The organism is Formivibrio sp. oc-25, from assembly GCF_055810895.1.
This window is the reverse complement of record NZ_JBVVOL010000016.1, coordinates 19,515-36,969: the sequence shown is the minus strand read 5'-3', so window position 1 is coordinate 36,969 and position 17,455 is coordinate 19,515. Positions and strand designations below refer to the sequence as shown.

Genomic DNA, 17,455 nt, shown 5'->3' with positions numbered 1-17,455 from the left:
TTGATGCGATATTTTGTCACTGGCGCTGCAGGTTTCATTGGTTTTCACCTATGTAACCGACTTTTGGCGCTTGGCCATGATGTTGTTGGTATCGATAATCTTAATGACTACTATGCGACGTCCTTGAAGCTTGATCGACTATCGCAACTGCTTGCTCATAACAGATTTCGCTTTGAAAAAATTGATTTAACTGATCGTGCTGGGATAGCGGATCTGTTCTCCAGTATGGAATTTAAACGTGTTGTTCATTTGGCTGCTCAAGCAGGAGTGCGTTATTCGCTCGATAATCCAATGGCCTATGCTGATAGTAATCTGATTGGTCACCTTAATATATTAGAGGTGTGTCGTAATCATAGTATCGAACATATTGTCTATGCCTCATCAAGTTCAGTTTATGGATTAAATGCTAGCCTGCCATTTTCTACTTCAGATAGTGTAGATCACCCAGTTTCACTTTACGCATCCACAAAAAAAGCCAATGAGTTGATGAGTCATACCTATTCTCATCTATATGGTATACCATCGACTGGATTGCGTTTTTTTACTGTATACGGACCTTGGGGGCGCCCAGATATGGCGCTCTTCAAATTTACTAAGGCTATTCTCGATGGTAAACCGATCGATGTGTATAACAATGGACAATTAAGTCGAGACTTTACTTACATTGATGATGTCGTTGAAGGTATTCTGCGGATCAGTGATGTCATTCCGAAGGTTAACCCTAACTGGCGTGTCGAGCAGGGAACACCGGCTACCAGTTCTGCGCCGTATCGCGTTTACAATATCGGTAATGGCCAACCGGTTATGTTGCTTGATTTTATTGATGCACTGGAAAATGCGCTTGGTCGTCCGGCGATCAAGAATATGCTGCCGATGCAGCCTGGGGATGTTCATGCCACTTGGGCGGAAACGGAAGATTTTTTTGCGGCTACCGGTTATCGTCCTCAGGTTGCAGTACAAGAGGGCGTAAACCGCTTTGTGGATTGGTATAGAAATTACTACGGCTAGAAATTTATTTCTGGTATCGACAGAGTGTGTGACAAGGTTGGTTTAAGCCTTATCACACCATTTTTTTTATTAACATACTGGCGAAAAGGTATGGAGATAGTCAACATGAGATGGGTGATGCGTGGTTTTTCACTGGTCTGCTAAAGCGAGTCAAAGAGACTTGCTAACTAATAATTGGATCACTCCATGAGCTACCTATTTGTAGGATTCCTTGTTTCTTGGTTGGTTACACTGCTTGTTGTTCGTTTTAATCATATACATGCGCGCTTTACCGCCGATCATGATATGAGTGGTGTGCAAAAATTCCACAGCCGTCCTACTCCACGTGTGGGTGGCGTTTCATTAATGCTGGGGCTTTTCATAACAGTAGTTTTTACATCATTTTACTTACCAAAGCATATTTACACTGCTGCCAGTATTATTATTTTGTGCGCGATACCAGCTTTCGCTGGTGGTCTGGTTGAGGATTTGACAAAGAGAGTCGGTGTTATGCATCGATTGGCATTCACCGCGCTCTCTGCTGCTTTGGGGTTCTGGTTTTTGAAGGCAGGTTTGCGAGATGTTGATACGCCTCTGCTTGATATAGTCATGGCTTTTGCTCCAATCAGCTTTGTTTTTACATGTTTTGCTGTGGCAGGTGTTGCGAACTCTATCAATTTGATTGATGGTTACAATGGCTTGGCAAGCATGGTCTCTGCAATGATATTTGCCGCCTTGGCTTATGTTGGATATCAGGTGGGTGATGACCTGATCTGGTCGGTATCGCTTGCCATGCTTGGCAGTATTCTTGGTTTCTTTGTCTGGAACTATCCGCGTGGATCTATATTTTTGGGTGATGGTGGTGCCTATCTGATTGGATTTATGATTGGGGAGCTTTCAGTCCTGTTGCTTGTGCGTAATCCACAGGTTAGTACCTGGCTCCCGTTGCTGTTGGTTTTTTATCCTGTATTTGAAACTCTTTTTACTATTTATCGGCGTATGGTTGTTCGCAAATCATCGCCAGGCTTGCCGGATGCTGTTCACATGCACCAGATGGTATATATGCGCTTGGTGCGGTGGGCTGTGGGCAGTAGATGTGCCGATGAAAAAACAATGCGCAATTCCATGACTGCACCCTATATGTGGTTGCTGTGCTCGCTGTCTATAATTCCTGCTCTGCTGTTTTGGGAAAACCAGATTCTTTTGCAAGTATGCACTGTGGGTTTTGCAGTGATTTATATATTGCTTTACAGGGCTCTTGTTCGATTTCATGCGCCGCGTCTTTTGGTGCGTAAGCGCCCCCCTGTTTTTGCATGGTGGATATCTTCCAAAAGAAAGTAAATTTGTTAGATGGTGATCGATAGGGTGGCACAGGCCACCTTTCTGATTTTCAGAAATCAAGGATTTTCATGCGCTCAGTTCTCGTGTTGGGTTTTTTGACTGTTTCAGGGGTAATCCATGCATCGGATGATCCATTGATGCTAAACACCCGCCCAGCCTCTTTCCGCCTGGGTTTCGAAGAGATCAAGCTCCCCGGCAATGAGAAGATGGGTATGGTTGGGGGCACGTACCTGCTGGAAGCTTTGCCCAATTTCTATGTAGGCCCTGCCGCCTACGGGGCGATGACCGGACAGCGCGGCGGTTTTTTTACCGGTGGATTTGAAGCGGCTTACCGGATTCCGCTGACTGATCAGCTGGGTGTCGAAACAGGTTTTTATGTTGGAGGTGGGGGCGGTGGCGCGGCTGCTTCCGTGGGCGGTGGTTTGATGCTGCGTCCGCATATCGATTTGCTGTGGGATTTTGGTTCGGTGAGGGCCGGTATTTCCGCCTCGTCAGTGCGCTTTCCCAATGGCTCGATCAAAAGCAACCAGATCGGGGCGGTGATTTCGATGGATACCGATTTCATCCATGCCTCGGCTGATCAAAACGGCCAGACCATTCCTTTCCGCCAGCGTGGCGGCATGGGCTTCGACAAGATCGGGGTGCAGGTGGGTGCGTATAAGCCATCAACCGGCACGCTGGATAATACCGGTACGCCTACCACTGCAACCGTCGGTTTTGCCGGTTTCCATGCCGAACAGTTCCTGAAAGATGGCTGGGTCTGGGGGGTGCAGGCGGCCGGGGCTGGCAAGGGCGGTGCAGATGGTTATGCCGAAGTGCTGGGCACTTTGGGCAAGGAGGTTCCGCTGTTCGGCGGCCGTGTGCATGCCGGGATGCGCGGCAGTTTTGGTATGGGCGGTGGCGGCAATATCAATGCTGGCGGGGGCGCTCTGGCCAAGGCGGCGCTGTATGGCACTTTATCGCTTACCCGCAATGTGTATCTGATGGCCGAAGCCGGCCATGCCCGCATGCTGGATGGCGAATTCAAGGCCAATTATGGTTTGGTAGGCGTGGGCCTGGTTCTAGATAGGCCGGCTTTCCAGAATAATCTGGATGCCACCAGCACCATTCAGGGCTGGGAGTGGTCCGGCGCTGTGCAGCGTTATGCTGCGGCGATTCGGCGCGATGGTTCCAAGCGGGATCTGGATACCATCGGCTTCAAGATGGATCGGGATCTGGGTTACGGTATTTACCTTTCCGGCCAGGCACATAGCGCCATGGCAGGCAAAGCGGGCGGTTATTCGGTGGGCTTGTTCGGCGCTGGCTGGAAAACGCCGAAAACGTCGTTCGGGCTTTCTGGCGGTGCGGAAATGATGATCGGCGCATCGGGCGGCGGCGGGGTGTATACCAACGGCGGCGCCATCGTGCAGCCCATGGTTTACCTCAAGCAGGAAATTGGCAAGGGCTGGAATCTGCGTGCAGGCGTAGGCAAGGTCAAGGCCTTGAAGAGCGGCCTGAACAGTACGGTTTATGATATTTCGCTGGGGTATGCGTTTGGCTTGCCGGTGAGGTGATTTGCCGTATTGATCATGGATTCGCATGGGGCGGTTGGTTTGGGGAATGCCCGCTTGTTCGCTAACAAGATTGATCAATGCTGGCTGAGCAATCTGCAAGATGATGCGGCTTCTGAAACACTTGAGGCATTTGTATCCCGCTTTGTACGCCTGCAAGACAATATTGGCGATAAATTGATCCCGGCCATGCTTCGCGCCTTGGCGGAAAAAACGGGTAGCGCACTTGATAACCTTAACCGAGCAGAAAAGTTGGGGGTGCTTTGGTCTGCCCGTGAGTGCTTGGCCGCCCGCAATTTACGTAATAGCATGGTGTATGAATGCCAGACCTCTGCTTCAGATTTTCTGCAGGCGCTGCATATGGCACATGAAGTGGTACCGATGCTGGGGCGAACAGCAGCTGCAATCAAAGAATATCTGACGGCGCAAATCAATGATTGATCCGGCCTTGTAGTGTTTGAATTCCCTGAGGTTCGACGTAGCTTTGTTGCTGAATACCGGCCTTCGCCGGTATGACGACAGAGGGGGCCATTTCTGGATAGAAAGATTTGAATTTCCGTGGCCGGATTTGCCTTCGCGCCGTAGGACAGGTTTTAACCCGTCATCACTGGAAATCGCAAAATGCTGGTGCTGACGGACTGAAGTCCGTCCTACGGCGGAGATATTGATCTATTCGCGTTGTTCGTTGCGCTCTGCGACACGCACCTTGAATTTCAAATTTTGGCTGCTTACTATCAGACCAAGTCTGGTTTCAAAGGGGGCACTTCATGCGACCATCTGTTGCGCTCGAAATGAACCGAAAGGTAGTGCTTGAGGCTACCAGTCGTTTTCATGCCGCAAATCCACGCATTTTTGGATCAACACTGTATGGCACCGATCAGGATGGCAGTGATCTGGATTTGCTTGTCGATGCTTTGCCAGGCGCTACATTGTTCGATCTGGGGGGGCTGCAAGATGAACTGGAGTCCTTACTTGGGGTTCACGTCGATTTATTGACTCCAGCTGATTTGCCAGCAAAGTTTCGTGCCAAGGTTCTGGCGGAGGCCAAGCCTGTATGAGTGAGAATCGGCTACCCGATTACCTGGATCATATGTATCAGGCTGCGGTCAATGCATGCGATTTTGTTGACGGGTTGAGCAAAGACGACTTCCTCGCAGATAAGCGCACGCAGCAAGCCGTTATCATGAGCCTCATCATAATCGGAGAGGCTGCAACGAAAGTGATGGATGGGTATGCTGATTTTGCACAGGATCATGCAGAGATCCCTTGGCGCAGCATGCGCGGTATGCGTAATCGCATTGCTCACGGCTACTTCGATATCAACCTGGATGTGGTCTGGGATACCGTGCAAATCGCGCTGCCAGAGCTGTGCCGTTGTTTGGATGGCATGCGAAGTTGATCTACTGATCCAGCCTTGAAATGTTTGAGCTTGTCACCACGTCGCCACTGCGCTGTTGGGCGGGTTTTAACCCGTCATCACTGGAAATTGCAAAATGCTGGTGTTCACGGACTGAAGTCCGTCCTGCGGAGATTGTGTGGGGTAGGGTAGGCGATTGCCTTGGCAGCATTTTTGCGTGTGTGCCCTGCTTGGTGCCTTTGGTACAATCTCTCTCTTTACCTTTTGCCTACCAGACCATGCTTACCGTCTACAACACGCTCGCCCGTGAAAAACAGGAATTCCGTCCCATCGAAGCCGGCAAGGTGCGCATGTATGTGTGCGGCATGACAGTCTACGACCTGTGCCACGTTGGCCATGCCCGCATGCTGAGCTCGTTCGATGTGGTTTACCGCTGGTTCAAGGCGTCCGGTTACGATGTGACCTTCGTGCGCAATATCACTGACATCGATGACAAGATCATCAAGCGCGCTGCTGAAAATGGCGAGCCGATCGATGCGCTTACTGTGCGCACCATCCGCTTCATGCATGAAGATTGTGCAGCGCTGAATCTGTTGCCGCCCACTTTCGAGCCGCGCGCGACTGAGCATATCCACGGCATGCACGAACTGATCGGCAAGCTGATCGCCAATGGCCGCGCTTATCCTGCCGCCAATGGCGATGTCTATTACGCCGTGCGCGAATTCCCAGGCTACGGCAAACTCTCCGGTAAATCGCTGGAAGACCTGCGTGCCGGCGAGCGGGTGGCGGTGGATGAATTCAAGCGTGATCCGCTCGATTTCGTGTTGTGGAAGGCTGCCAAGCCGGGTGAGCCATACTGGGATTCGCCGTGGGGCCGTGGTCGTCCGGGTTGGCATATCGAATGTTCCGCGATGAGTTGCCACCACCTTGGCGAGCATTTTGATATTCACGGCGGCGGAGCTGATCTGCAATTTCCTCACCACGAAAACGAAATCGCCCAATCCGAAGGCGCGCATAACCATGCCTATGTGAACTACTGGATGCATAACGGTTTCGTGCAGGTGGATGGCGAGAAAATGTCCAAGTCACTGGGCAATTTTTTCACGATCCGCGATGTGTTCAAGCACTTCGATGGCGAAGTGGTACGTTTCTTTATCGTGCGCGCGCATTACCGCAGCCCGATCAATTTCGCCGATACACTGGTGGAAGAGGCTCGCCAGGGGCTGACTCGTCTCTATACCGCACTCAAGGGTATCGAACTGCCCGGGGCTGGTACGATCGACTGGTCCAATCCGTTTGCTGCACGTTTCAAAGCCGCGATGGATGATGATTTCAATACTCCGGAAGCTGTGGCCGTGCTGTTCGATCTGGTTGGCGAAGTGAACAAGAGCCGTGATCCGCAGGCTGCATTGCTTTTGAAGCAACTCGGCAATGTGCTGGGTTTGCTGGAGCGCGATCCTGTCGACTTCCTGCAATCGGGTACGCCGGTTGCGGATGGAGATCTTTCTGCCGAACAGATCGAGGCGATGATCGTCGCCCGTCGCGAAGCGCGCACCGCAAAGAATTTTGCCGAATCAGACCGCATCCGCAAGGAACTGGATGAAGCCGGAATCGTGCTGGAAGATGGCCCGCAAGGTACTACCTGGCGCAGGAAATAGGCGGTTTTTCAGGTAATTCTGTTCCTCTTCAGTATCAACTCACCCTCTCCCCCAGCCCCTCTCCCGCAAGCGGGAGAGGGGAGTACTTGGATCCTCTCCCGCATTTGCTCCCTCTCCCATATGCGTGAGAGGAGAATCCTTAATAGACGCAGACTCTTCCCTGCTGTGTAAAAGTGGGCGAACGGCTGGCATCCAAGAAGCAACCCATACCACTGTTCATTGCTGCGTGAATGGGAATAATTTTCGTTGCTTTTGGATGCGTAAAACACTAGTATTTGTGCATTCATAAACTCAAAGGCACAACATATAGTGCCTAGAGCATCCAGCAAACCACAAGAGGATCACACGCAATGTATATCGCGCCGGAGAACGCAAGCATCGCTGATGTCGCATCACACCCCAATCTTGAAGCCCTGGCGCAAGCCTTGTCCCAGTACAAGGTGATCCGGCGTGATGGTCAGGTCGTAGAATTCATTCCTGCCAAAATCAGTGTTGCCTTGTCCAAGGCCTTTATCGCCGTGCAGGGTGCCCGCATGGGGGCATCGGCCAGTGTGCGCGCCCAGATCGCTAGCCTGACTGAAGCGGTGATCACCGCCCTGATGCGCAGAAAGCCTGAAGGCGGTGCGATTCATATCGAGGATATCCAGGATCAGGTGGAACTCGCCCTGATGCGCTCGGGCGAGCATGATGTGGCGCGTGCTTATGTGCTGTACCGCGAGGAACATAAGCGCCAGCGCGCTGCCCGGCATGAACCGGAAATCCATCACGATATCAATGTGGTCTACGACGATGGCTCGCGTCGCCCGCTCGACCTCTCCCGCCTGAAAGCGCTGATTGCTTCGTGCTGCCAAGGGTTCGATGGCATCACGGATCAGGAAGCTCTGCTCAATGAAACGCTGAAAAACCTGTACGACGGCGTGCCGGCCGAAGAGGTGCGCAAGTCGGTGATCTTGTCCGCACGGGTGCTGATCGAAAAAGACCCGGCCTATAGCCAGGTCACGGCACGTCTGCTGCTGGATAGCTTGCGCAACGAAGTGCTGGGCGTTGAAACCAGCCACGAAGAAATGGCCGAGCGCTATGCCGAGGCTTTCCCGCGCCTGATCCGCGAGGGCATCGAAGCTGAATTGCTCGATGAAGAACTTGGCCAGTTCGATCTGGCCAAGCTGGGTGCCGCGCTGAAGTTCGAACGCGATTACCAGTTTGGTTATCTGGGTCTGCAAACCCTGTACGACCGCTATTTCCTGCATATCGATGGAACCCGCATCGAGCTGCCGCAAACCTTCTTCATGCGCGTGGCCATGGGCCTTGCCCTGAACGAGACCGACCGTGAAGAGCGTGCGATCGAGTTCTACAACGTGCTCTCGACTTTCGATTTCATGTCGTCCACGCCCACGCTGTTCAATTCCGGTACACGTCACAGCCAGATGTCGAGCTGCTATCTGACCACGGTTGCTGACGATCTGGATGGTATTTTCGAGGCGATCAAGGAAAACGCGCTGCTCTCCAAATATGCCGGTGGTTTGGGCAATGACTGGACGCCGGTACGTGCGCTGGGCAGCCATATCAAGGGGACCAACGGCAAATCGCAAGGCGTGGTGCCGTTCCTCAAGGTGGTGAACGATACCGCCGTGGCAGTGAACCAGGGTGGCAAGCGCAAGGGTGCGGTATGCGCTTATCTGGAAACCTGGCATGCCGACATCGAGGAATTCCTCGAACTGCGCAAGAACACAGGCGATGATCGCCGCCGTACGCATGACATGAATACCGCCAACTGGATTCCGGATCTGTTCATGCGCCGCGTGATGGAAGGTGGTGACTGGACCCTGTTCAGCCCGTCCGAAGTGCCGGACCTGCACGACCTCACCGGCAAGAAATTCGAAGCCGCCTACACACGTTACGAACAGAAAGCCGCGCGCGGCGAGATGCGCATAGCCAAGAAAGTGCCGGCATTGAGCTTGTGGCGCAAGATCCTGACCATGCTGTTCGAAACCGGTCACCCGTGGATCACGTTCAAGGATCCATGCAATATCCGCAGCCCGCAGCAGCATGTTGGCGTGGTGCATAGCTCCAACCTGTGTACCGAGATCACGCTCAACACCAACGATAACGAAATCGCCGTGTGCAATTTGGGCTCGGTGAACTTGGTCAACCACATCAAGAACGGCCAGATCGACAGCGAAAAACTGGCGCGCACGGTTAAAACCGCGATGCGCATGCTGGATAACGTCATCGACATCAACTTCTATCCGGTTCGCAAGGCGCGCAATGCCAACCTCAAGCACCGCCCGGTTGGCATGGGCATCATGGGCTTCCAGGAAGCGCTGTACAAATTGCGCGTGCCGTATGCCTCGCAAGCTGCTGTCGAGTTTGCCGATATCTCGATGGAGCAGGTTTGCTACCACGCCTACTGGGCCTCGACCGAACTGGCGCAGGAGCGTGGCACATACTCCTCATTCCGTGGCAGCCTGTGGGACAAGGGTATTTTGCCGAAGGATTCGCTCAAGGTTCTGGCCGATGAGCGTGGCGGTTATCTGGAATACGATGACAGCGCCCGTCTGGATTGGGATGCCCTGCGCGATCGCATCAAGCTGTACGGCATGCGCAATTCCAACTGCGTGGCCATTGCCCCGACCGCAACGATCTCGAATATCGTCGGCGTTGCAGCATCGATCGAGCCGACTTACCAGAACCTGTTCGTGAAATCGAACCTCTCAGGCGAATTCACGGTAATCAACGAATACCTGGTCAATGACCTGAAAGACCGTGGTTTGTGGGATGAAGTGATGATCTCGGATCTGAAGTATTTCGATGGTTCGGTATCGAAGATCGACCGTATCCCGCAGGATTTGCGTGAAATTTATGCCACCGCGTTTGAAATGGACCCGAGCTGGCTGGTAGAGGCTGCTTCGCGCCGACAGAAATGGATCGACCAGGCACAAAGCCTGAACATCTATATGGCCGGTGCATCGGGCAAGAAACTGGATGAGCTCTATAAACTTGCCTGGATTCGCGGCCTGAAAACCACGTATTACCTGCGCACGCTGGCGGCGACCTCTGCCGAAAAATCGACCGGCAGGGGCGGGGAGCTGAATGCAGTGCCGGTAAGCGGCGGTGTGACTGCTGCAAGTGCCCAGTCGGTTGAGCCGGCCACCGATGCCAAGTTCTGCTCGATTGATAACCCGGATTGCGAGGCCTGCCAGTAATCCTTGCAAGATATCCGGGCTGCCCCCTACCGCACACGGAAGAGGGGGCAAGTATGGCCTTCGAGCGCTTGTGAGAAAGGTTATTTCTGGAAATTCCACTGCTCCACCCCTCGCCCGTTTCGGGAGAGGGGCAGGGGAGAGGGAAAGCGGTATGTTGATGGGTTGATTCTGAGGTCAGACTTGCCGCTAGTCTGGTTTTCGCCAGTACCCACGTCGAGGGCCAGGGTCTACACTGGTTTTATCAATACAAAAGGAAGCCAGCCATGAACTCGTCCGCCGTCGATGAACTGATACGCCTGTTGCCCAAGGCTGAACTGCATCTTCATATAGAAGGCACGCTTGAGCCCGAATTGATGTTCAAGCTGGCCGAGCGTAATGGCGTGGCGTTGCCCTATGTCTCGGTCGATGCCCTGAAAAATGCCTACCAATTCGAGGATCTGCAGTCTTTTCTCGACTTGTATTACGCCGGTGCCGGTGTACTGGTAACCCAGCAGGATTTTTATGACCTGACCTTGGCGTATTGCGAACGTGCGCATGCCGACAATATCGTGCATACCGAGATCTTTTTTGATCCGCAAACGCACACTGCCCGCGGTATTGCCTTCGGAACGGTGCTCAACGGTATTTGCCAGGCGCTGAGTGATGCCTACAAGCAGTTTGGCATGACATCACGCGTGATCATGTGTTTCCTGCGTCATCTGTCGGAAGACGATGGTTTTGCCACGCTGGATCAGGCCATGCCTTATCTGGAGCGCATTCACGGCGTGGGGCTGGATTCTGGCGAGAAAGGCAATCCGCCATCGAAATTCGCACGCCTGTTTGCCCGTTGCCAATCGCTCGGCCTGCCTGCAGTGGCACATGCGGGCGAGGAAGGCCCAGCCAGTTATATCGAGGACGCGCTGGATATCCTGCATGTGAAACGTATTGATCATGGCGTGCGTTGCAGTGAAGAGCCGGCATTGGTGCAACGGTTGGCGCACGACAAAGTGCCGCTGACAGTATGTCCGCTCTCCAACCTGAAACTGAAGGTGGTTACCCGTCTGGACGCGCATAACCTGCAGGATCTGTTGCGCGAAGGTCTGTGCATTACGCTTAATTCAGATGATCCGGCTTATTTTGGCGGTTACCTGAATGATAATTTCCTGGCTTGCCGCAGTGCACTGAACCTGAACGATGATGACGTAGTGAAGCTGGTTCTGAACAGCTTCGAAGCCAGCTGGTTACGCGATGAGGATAAAACGCGCTGGCAGAATGAAGTCGGACGGGTTGCCCTGGCCTGGGGCAAGAGCATGGGGGTGGCATGATGCGTAAATGGCTAGTCTGTTTGTCAGCGCTGCTGCTGACAGCCTGTGCCGCGCCGCTGCAAATCGAAAGCGGCAAACTCGTGCCGCCGGCAGGGCAGGGGTATGTGATCGCAGCCGTAACCCTGGATTCGCTCGATCACGATCATGCCGACGCCGGCATCCAGATCGATGGCCCGGCTGGCCGCTTACTACTGGAATCCGAGAGCCTGATGCACCGGGTGTGGGCACCGGGCAACGAGCCAGATGGTATCGGCAAACTGCACGTGGTGGCATTGCCTGCTGGGCATTATCGGGTCAGCGAGATTTATGGCAGTTGGGTCGATGATGGTTTCTCCTGGATGAGTTTCCGCCGCCATCACCGTTTCGCGCTGAAAGAGGAGTTCGATCTGGCGGCAGGGCAGGTGATTTATCTGGGCGATTACCACATCTCGCTCAATTTCCAGCCAAGTTACCAACGCTCGGATACCCGCCGGCGTGATTTCAACGAATTATCCGTGCGCCGAGGCGTAAAGGATTTTTCCAATATTTCTGTGCTGTATCCGCAGCTCAATACCAACAAGCAATAATCAAGGAGAATCATGACCATGCTCAGCTTTGACGACGACACCATCGCAGCGCCGACCACCGAGCACGCTGATGGATCCATGGTCGCCGCCTCAACCGGTCGCGTTAATGTTGTGGACAAGCGCATCATCAATGGCGCTACCGATGTCAACCAGCTGGTTCCTTTCAAGTACAAATGGGCTTGGGAGAAATACCTAGCTACCTGCGCCAACCACTGGATGCCGCAGGAAGTGAACATGCAGCGCGATATCGAGCTCTGGAAAAATCCGAACGGTCTGACCGAGGACGAGCGTCGGCTGGTGAAACGCAACCTCGGCTTCTTTGTGACTGCGGATAGTCTGGCTGCCAACAACATCGTATTGGGCACCTACCGCCAGATCACCGCGCCGGAATGCCGTCAGTTCCTGTTGCGTCAGGCGTTTGAAGAAGCGATCCATACCCATGCCTACCAATACATTGTCGAATCCTTGGGGCTGGATGAGGGCGAGATTTTCAACGCCTATCACGAAATCAAGTCGATCCGCGACAAGGATGAATTCCTGATTCCGTTTATCGATGTGCTCACTAATCCGGAATTCAAGACGGGCACCCTGCAAACCGATCAGCAACTGCTGCGCTCGATCATCGTGTTCGCCTGCATTATGGAAGGCCTGTTCTTCTATGTCGGTTTCGTCCAGATCCTGGCTCTGGGACGGCAGAACAAGATGACGGGGGCGGCCGAGCAATACCAGTACATCCTGCGCGATGAGTCGATGCATTGCAATTTCGGTATCGACCTGATCAATACCATCAAGCTGGAAAACCCGCAGTTGTGGACCGAGGAATTCAAGGCTGAACTTTATGGCCTGTTCCAGCAGGCCGTCGAGCTGGAATACGCCTACGCCGAGGACACCATGCCGCGCGGCGTGCTGGGCCTGAACGCGGCACAGTTCAAGGAATACCTGCGCTTCATTGCTAACCGTCGCTTGCAACAGATCGGCCTGGAACCCCTATTCCCCGGCGTGACCAATCCATTCCCGTGGATGAGTGAAATGATCGATTTGAAGAAGGAAAAGAACTTCTTCGAGACGCGCGTTACCGAATATCAATCCGGTGGTGCATTGAACTGGGATTGATGCTGGCGTATTGGGGAAAACAAAGCCGCGCATTCGCGCGGCTTTGTTTTATTCGGCGCTTGATGCCGAAACCGGTCCGGGTGATTCACTGATCCCTGCATCTGGTGCAGAAGCGGTTTGCTCGACAGCATTTTGCATCTCGACCGATGAGGCATCCTCCTGCACCGGAGCTTTATCCAGCGCAGGCAGTGGCTTGCTTGTTCCGTCCGGAGCCAGGAAGCGAGCCTGAGCATCGATAAGCTGGCGGTTCAGCGCCTGCCGGAAAAAATCGCCCACAATTGGCAAAGCACTGCGTGCGCCCAGGCCCCAGTAATCACTGCGCAGGGTGATGCGGCTATCATTGAAGCCAACCCATGCGCCGGCAACCAGTTGTGGATGCATCAGGATAAACCAGCCGTCCGCATTATCCTGGGTGGTGCCGGTCTTGCCTGCCACATCGGCGCGAATACCATAGCGTGTCCGGATATCAACGCCCGTTCCGGTATCAACCACGCCACGCATCACATCGAGCAATGTGTAATTGATGTCGGTGGGGAGGGCGCGTTCCGGTTTTGCGGTAGAAAACTCCTGTAATACCTTGCCGGTTTTATCCTCAATACGCAAAACTGCGATAGGCTCCAGATAGTTGCCGCTGTTGGCGATGGTGCCGTAAGCCGCCACCATTTCTTTCAGGGTGACCGGGCTGGTACCCAGTGCCAGCGAAGGTACTGCTTCCAGTGCGCTTTGGCGTATACCCATGGCCTTGGCCAGCTCCGCCACCTTTTCCGGGCCGACCTGCTGCATCAGCTGCGCCGTGATGGTGTTCCTTGAATGGATCAGGCCGCTGCGCAAACGCCAAGGTCGACCTGTGGCGGGCTTGTCGTCAGTCGGCCGCCATACTTCGGTCTTGCCGACTGGAATATCGACTACCTGGTCTATCAATGTGTCTTCCGGGCTCATCCCCTGACGGAAGGCCTCGGCATAGACAAATGGCTTGAAGGTGGAGCCGGGTTGGCGGCGGGCTTGTTCTACGTGATCAAAGCCATCCTTTTTGAAATCTCGACTGCCGATCCAGGCCTTGATCTGCCCACTGGCCGGATCAAGCGCCAGGAAACCGGCCTGGATCTGCACTTTCTGCTCCCTTAAACGCAGCAGGAAATCTTTATCCTGCTGCAGCTGCTGCATGGCCTGTTCGGCTGACAGCCCCGCAGCCATGGCAGTGCGATATTCTGCAGATTCGCGGATAAATGCCTGGATCAGGCTGTTGTCCGGCTGCCAGACAGTACGAGTGCTCCAAAGATCTTCAGCCACGCCCTGCAGCAAACTGCCCTGGCGCATCACGGCCTGTTCCGCTTGGGATTGCAGGCGGGAATCGAGCGTGGTGTAAACCACAAGACCATCGCTATAAACGCTGTAGTCGTTGCGATCCGCCCATTCGATCAGCCACTGGCGCAGTTGGCGCGCAAAGTGCGGAGCCGGGCCGGGTGGTTCGGTTTGTCGCTCAAAATCGATACCCAGCGGTTTCTTTTTGAGTTGTTCAAATTTTGCAGTGTCGAGCTTCTGGTGTTTTACCATCTGCGCCAGAACGGTATTGCGCCGCGCAATCGAACGCTCGGGGTTCAGTACCGGATTGTAAGAACTGTTGCCCTTGAGCATGCCGACCAATGTCGCGCTTTGCAGTTCGTCCAGATCCTTGGCGGTAGTACCAAAATACGTGCGCGCGGCCATTTCGATGCCGAAGGCGTTGTAGAGAAAGGGTACCGTGTTGAGGTAGGTTTCGAGGATTTCCGGTTTGGTGTGCACAAACTCGATTTTTAATGCCGTAATCGCTTCCTTGAGTTTGCGGGTTATCGTGGCCGAACGGCCAATCTCATCCGGGTAGAGATTGCGTGCCAGTTGCTGGGTAATCGTGGAGCCACCCTGGCGATCACCGCTGAGCGTAAAGAAAATCGAGGATGCGAGACGGCGCCAATCCAGGCCATGGTGATCGTAGAAGCGATGATCCTCAGTGGAAATCAGCGCATCGACCACTACTGGAGAAATTTCTGACAGGGCTACCCATTCGCGATTGGCAGGCTTGAACTCGGCCAGCTTGGTGCCGTCAGCAAACAGGATTTGCGCAGGCTGATCCAGAGTTGCCTTGCGTATGTCGTCAATGCCGGGGGTAAACGGGATCAGGATCAGAATATAGAGCAGGCCAGCAGCCGGTATTGCCAGGCACAGCAAAAGCACGTCACGCCACGTTGGATGGCGGAGCCGCTTCCACGCAACGCCCCATGCCGCCAGTATCACCGGGTAATAACGGGTTTTGGCAAAGCTGATGAATCGAATCATACGTTGCTTGAAAACGGTAAGGCGCATGCGCATTATCCTTTGGGATAGTACTTTGGGCGCCAGCATAACACTTCACCCTCTGTACAGGGGAGGGCGGTGCCAGGCATGAAAAAGGCTGCGATCAACGCAGCCTTATCCGGGCAGCCGCCCATGGTTTGCTACTTCCCGGCGGGTTCAGTGATTGCAAATCTTGTCCGGTTCGGTGTTAAAACCATTGCCGCGTGCTACGAACTTGCCTTTTGCCGCCAGGAAATCGACCAGTGTCGCGGCATCCATGTCGGCCGCGCTGCAGGTATGAAAACGGGACTGCACACCAAATTTATTCTGGATGGCAGCAATCAAGCCATCGCGGGTAAAGCCATCCTGATTTTCCAGCATGAAGTGCAGTACTTCATGCCCATGAATTGATGCTTGTTCATCCATTATTGTTTCTCCTTTGTAATGTAAATTGGTTTCAATTACAGCATGCAGCCGGATAAATCATTTTGCCTTCAATCAAGTGGCCACCAACTTGATTGAAGGCCATGCCGCGTGTGCTTACGTTCGCACCAGACAGCAGGTATCATCTTCGAGTTTCCAACCATGCATGGGGTTTGTGATGATTCTCGGATTGCTTTCGGAAGTTGCCCAACAAAAAACGATGCTGCCGCAGGCAGTGGTACGCGCCCTTGAGGAACTGCAAAAGCAGGATCTGGCAAACATGGAGCCAGGCCGCTATGAAATCGATGGCGACAAGCTTTTCTATCTGGTTCAGGATGCGATGCCGCGCCTGCTGGATGGCTGCAAAAGCGAAGCGCATGCCACCTATGCCGATATCCAGTTGCCGATTGGCGCATGCGAACGGTTCGGCATGGCACTGCCGCAGGCTGATCTGGCTCCGGTAGATGATCGCTTTGAATCCAACGATATCGCTTTCTATCCGACACCTGCCAACGAATTCTTCATGGATGTCAAACCCGGTGGCTATGCAGTTTTCCTGCCAGGCGAGCTGCATCGCCCCTGCGTTGCCATCGATAACCAGACGCCGTTCCGCAAGGTGGTCGTCAAGGTGCACCGCAGTTTGCTTGGCCTGTAATTGGCTGAAACATATATGAAAAAAGCTCCGGTTTCGGAGCTTTTTTCATTCAACAGCCTCTCAGTCCTGGTTACGTATTTTCAGGCTCAAACCCTTCAGGAAATTACGCAAGAATTGATCGCCGCAAGCTCGGAAATTCTTGTGATCCGGTTTACGGAATAGCGCATTGATTTCTGGTTTTGATGCACAGAAACCCGCCAGCTCCATAATCGCCATGATGTCGTCATCCTTCAGCTCTAAAGCAATGCGCAATTTTCTGAGTACAACATTGTTATCCAGGAATTGACGCATAGTCGCATCACCCGCACTGGCCGGCGCTGGCCCACGCCGATCGATGATCAAACCATCAAGATAAGCCAACAATGTTTCATCGCTGCATTCAACAAAGCCTGGCTCATCATCCTTTTTCATCATGGCAATGATGTTCTGCTTGTCCTGCTGCAGGCCTGTCAAAGCCATCATTTTGCATACCGAGGTATCGCTCATGTTGAGCGCATAGCGCAAACCGCGCAGGATATCGTTGTTTTTCATATTGGGTACGAGGGTAATCGCCGGGTGCGGCCAGTATGATACAGAAGTCGTGGGTGCGGTTGTGTGTATGTGCTCAGCACACGGTAGTCGCTGCGCGTTTGAAGGGTGCGTAAGAGCAGGGCTAAAGCGACGCAACGAGCGATTCTATGACTTGGCCAACGGTTTTGCCGTGTTCTTTCGCATAAGCAACCAGCTTTGATCTGGTTGCAATATCAACCGGGCAGGACAACTGAACCATCACTGACTCATTCAGCGATTGCAGCCCACGATCAAAAGCTATTTTTCTGGATCTTGCCTTGCGTTCCGCGGCAGTCATGGTTTTTTCCCCGATGGCCGGGCGGCCACGACGTTTGCTCTGCGGCAGGCTTGTAATCTCAGCGGTTTGCGTATGAATCGACTGCTTGCTCATGTTCGTGCTAATTTTGTGACAAGTCACGATTATATATTATTCGTGACT

The 17,455-nt window shown here is 53.4% G+C and carries 16 protein-coding genes; 12 read left to right on the top strand and 4 right to left on the bottom strand.

Going from position 1 to position 17,455, the window contains the following annotated elements; genetic code table 11:
* Positions 1 to 3 precede the first annotated feature (3 nt).
* From AC0KVQ_RS11450 to AC0KVQ_RS11400, 11 genes are all read left to right on the top strand, one after another.
* Positions 4 to 1,008, top strand: a complete 1,005-nt coding sequence (locus tag AC0KVQ_RS11450; protein ID WP_473421290.1) for an NAD-dependent epimerase — start codon at positions 4 to 6, stop codon at positions 1,006 to 1,008.
* A gap of 186 nt (positions 1,009 to 1,194) precedes the next feature.
* On the top strand, positions 1,195 to 2,328 hold the full coding sequence (locus AC0KVQ_RS11445; RefSeq protein ID WP_473421289.1) for an MraY family glycosyltransferase: 1,134 nt from the start codon (positions 1,195 to 1,197) through the stop codon (positions 2,326 to 2,328).
* A 137-nt stretch (positions 2,329 to 2,465) separates the two neighbouring features.
* A complete protein-coding gene (locus AC0KVQ_RS11440) occupies positions 2,466 to 3,881 on the top strand; it encodes a hypothetical protein (protein ID WP_473421288.1) in 1,416 nt (471 codons plus the stop codon).
* Between the two features lie 54 nt (positions 3,882 to 3,935).
* Positions 3,936 to 4,319 carry a hypothetical protein gene (locus AC0KVQ_RS11435; protein ID WP_473421287.1) on the top strand — a complete coding sequence of 128 codons (384 nt, stop codon included), beginning with the start codon at positions 3,936 to 3,938 and terminating at the stop codon, positions 4,317 to 4,319.
* 365 nt (positions 4,320 to 4,684) lie between these two features.
* The gene (locus AC0KVQ_RS11430) at positions 4,685 to 4,936 is read left to right on the top strand and encodes a nucleotidyltransferase family protein (RefSeq protein WP_473421286.1); all 252 of its coding nucleotides are present in this window, start codon (positions 4,685 to 4,687) and stop codon (positions 4,934 to 4,936) included.
* Positions 4,933 to 5,277 (top strand): HepT-like ribonuclease domain-containing protein, encoded by a 345-nt coding sequence (locus AC0KVQ_RS11425; RefSeq protein ID WP_473421285.1) that lies wholly within the window; start codon positions 4,933 to 4,935, stop codon positions 5,275 to 5,277. The genes AC0KVQ_RS11430 and AC0KVQ_RS11425 overlap by 4 nt, the downstream gene beginning before the upstream one ends.
* 236 nt (positions 5,278 to 5,513) lie before the next feature.
* Positions 5,514 to 6,893 (top strand): cysteine--tRNA ligase, encoded by a 1,380-nt coding sequence (gene cysS, locus AC0KVQ_RS11420; RefSeq protein WP_473421284.1) that lies wholly within the window; start codon positions 5,514 to 5,516, stop codon positions 6,891 to 6,893.
* A 350-nt stretch (positions 6,894 to 7,243) separates the two neighbouring features.
* Positions 7,244 to 10,096 (top strand): ribonucleoside-diphosphate reductase subunit alpha, encoded by a 2,853-nt coding sequence (locus tag AC0KVQ_RS11415; protein WP_473421283.1) that lies wholly within the window; start codon positions 7,244 to 7,246, stop codon positions 10,094 to 10,096.
* A gap of 263 nt (positions 10,097 to 10,359) precedes the next feature.
* On the top strand, positions 10,360 to 11,400 hold the full coding sequence (locus AC0KVQ_RS11410) for an adenosine deaminase (protein WP_473421282.1): 1,041 nt from the start codon (positions 10,360 to 10,362) through the stop codon (positions 11,398 to 11,400).
* Positions 11,397 to 11,966, top strand: a complete 570-nt coding sequence (locus AC0KVQ_RS11405; RefSeq protein ID WP_473421281.1) for a hypothetical protein — start codon at positions 11,397 to 11,399, stop codon at positions 11,964 to 11,966. Before AC0KVQ_RS11410 ends, AC0KVQ_RS11405 begins: the two co-directional genes overlap by 4 nt.
* Before the next feature lie 18 nt (positions 11,967 to 11,984).
* On the top strand, positions 11,985 to 13,079 hold the full coding sequence (locus AC0KVQ_RS11400) for a ribonucleotide-diphosphate reductase subunit beta (RefSeq protein WP_473421319.1): 1,095 nt from the start codon (positions 11,985 to 11,987) through the stop codon (positions 13,077 to 13,079).
* Between the two features lie 48 nt (positions 13,080 to 13,127).
* Here AC0KVQ_RS11400 and AC0KVQ_RS11395 read toward each other — a convergent pair whose 3' ends face one another.
* Together AC0KVQ_RS11395 and AC0KVQ_RS11390 are read right to left on the bottom strand one after the other, a co-directional pair.
* Positions 13,128 to 15,419, bottom strand: a complete 2,292-nt coding sequence (locus AC0KVQ_RS11395; protein WP_473421280.1) for a penicillin-binding protein 1A — start codon at positions 15,417 to 15,419, stop codon at positions 13,128 to 13,130.
* A 147-nt stretch (positions 15,420 to 15,566) separates the two neighbouring features.
* Positions 15,567 to 15,815 carry a YecH family metal-binding protein gene (locus AC0KVQ_RS11390; protein WP_473421279.1) on the bottom strand — a complete coding sequence of 83 codons (249 nt, stop codon included), beginning with the start codon at positions 15,813 to 15,815 and terminating at the stop codon, positions 15,567 to 15,569.
* Positions 15,816 to 15,990: 175 nt separating this feature from the next.
* Between AC0KVQ_RS11390 and AC0KVQ_RS11385 the strand changes: the two genes are divergently transcribed.
* Positions 15,991 to 16,467, top strand: coding sequence for a NanQ anomerase/TabA/YiaL family protein (locus AC0KVQ_RS11385; RefSeq protein ID WP_473421278.1), 477 nt, complete (start codon positions 15,991 to 15,993; stop codon positions 16,465 to 16,467).
* 60 nt (positions 16,468 to 16,527) lie between these two features.
* Here AC0KVQ_RS11385 and AC0KVQ_RS11380 read toward each other — a convergent pair whose 3' ends face one another.
* Positions 16,528 to 16,998, bottom strand: coding sequence for a YehS family protein (locus AC0KVQ_RS11380; RefSeq protein ID WP_473421318.1), 471 nt, complete (start codon positions 16,996 to 16,998; stop codon positions 16,528 to 16,530).
* A 121-nt stretch (positions 16,999 to 17,119) separates the two neighbouring features.
* Entirely contained in the window at positions 17,120 to 17,407 is a 288-nt protein-coding gene (locus tag AC0KVQ_RS11375) for a hypothetical protein (protein WP_473421277.1), read from the bottom strand.
* Between the last annotated feature and the right edge of the window lie 48 nt (positions 17,408 to 17,455).

Bases quoted from the DNA above. Each gene is read 5' to 3' on its own strand.
- AC0KVQ_RS11405 (WP_473421281.1), top strand. From the start codon at position 11,397: ATGATGCGTAAATGGCTAGTCTGTTTGTCAGCGCTGCTGCTGACAGCC.
- AC0KVQ_RS11415 (WP_473421283.1), top strand. From the start codon at position 7,244: ATGTATATCGCGCCGGAGAACGCAAGCATCGCTGATGTCGCATCACAC.
- AC0KVQ_RS11390 (WP_473421279.1), bottom strand. From the start codon at position 15,815: ATGGATGAACAAGCATCAATTCATGGGCATGAAGTACTGCACTTCATG.
- AC0KVQ_RS11425 (WP_473421285.1), top strand. From the start codon at position 4,933: ATGAGTGAGAATCGGCTACCCGATTACCTGGATCATATGTATCAGGCT.
- AC0KVQ_RS11385 (WP_473421278.1), top strand. From the start codon at position 15,991: ATGATTCTCGGATTGCTTTCGGAAGTTGCCCAACAAAAAACGATGCTG.
- AC0KVQ_RS11410 (WP_473421282.1), top strand. From the start codon at position 10,360: ATGAACTCGTCCGCCGTCGATGAACTGATACGCCTGTTGCCCAAGGCT.
- AC0KVQ_RS11395 (WP_473421280.1), bottom strand. From the start codon at position 15,419: ATGCGCCTTACCGTTTTCAAGCAACGTATGATTCGATTCATCAGCTTT.
- AC0KVQ_RS11375 (WP_473421277.1), bottom strand. From the start codon at position 17,407: ATGAGCAAGCAGTCGATTCATACGCAAACCGCTGAGATTACAAGCCTG.
- AC0KVQ_RS11400 (WP_473421319.1), top strand. From the start codon at position 11,985: ATGCTCAGCTTTGACGACGACACCATCGCAGCGCCGACCACCGAGCAC.
- AC0KVQ_RS11380 (WP_473421318.1), bottom strand. From the start codon at position 16,998: ATGAAAAACAACGATATCCTGCGCGGTTTGCGCTATGCGCTCAACATG.
- AC0KVQ_RS11450 (WP_473421290.1), top strand. From the start codon at position 4: ATGCGATATTTTGTCACTGGCGCTGCAGGTTTCATTGGTTTTCACCTA.
- AC0KVQ_RS11445 (WP_473421289.1), top strand. From the start codon at position 1,195: ATGAGCTACCTATTTGTAGGATTCCTTGTTTCTTGGTTGGTTACACTG.
- cysS (WP_473421284.1), top strand. From the start codon at position 5,514: ATGCTTACCGTCTACAACACGCTCGCCCGTGAAAAACAGGAATTCCGT.
- AC0KVQ_RS11440 (WP_473421288.1), top strand. From the start codon at position 2,466: ATGCTAAACACCCGCCCAGCCTCTTTCCGCCTGGGTTTCGAAGAGATC.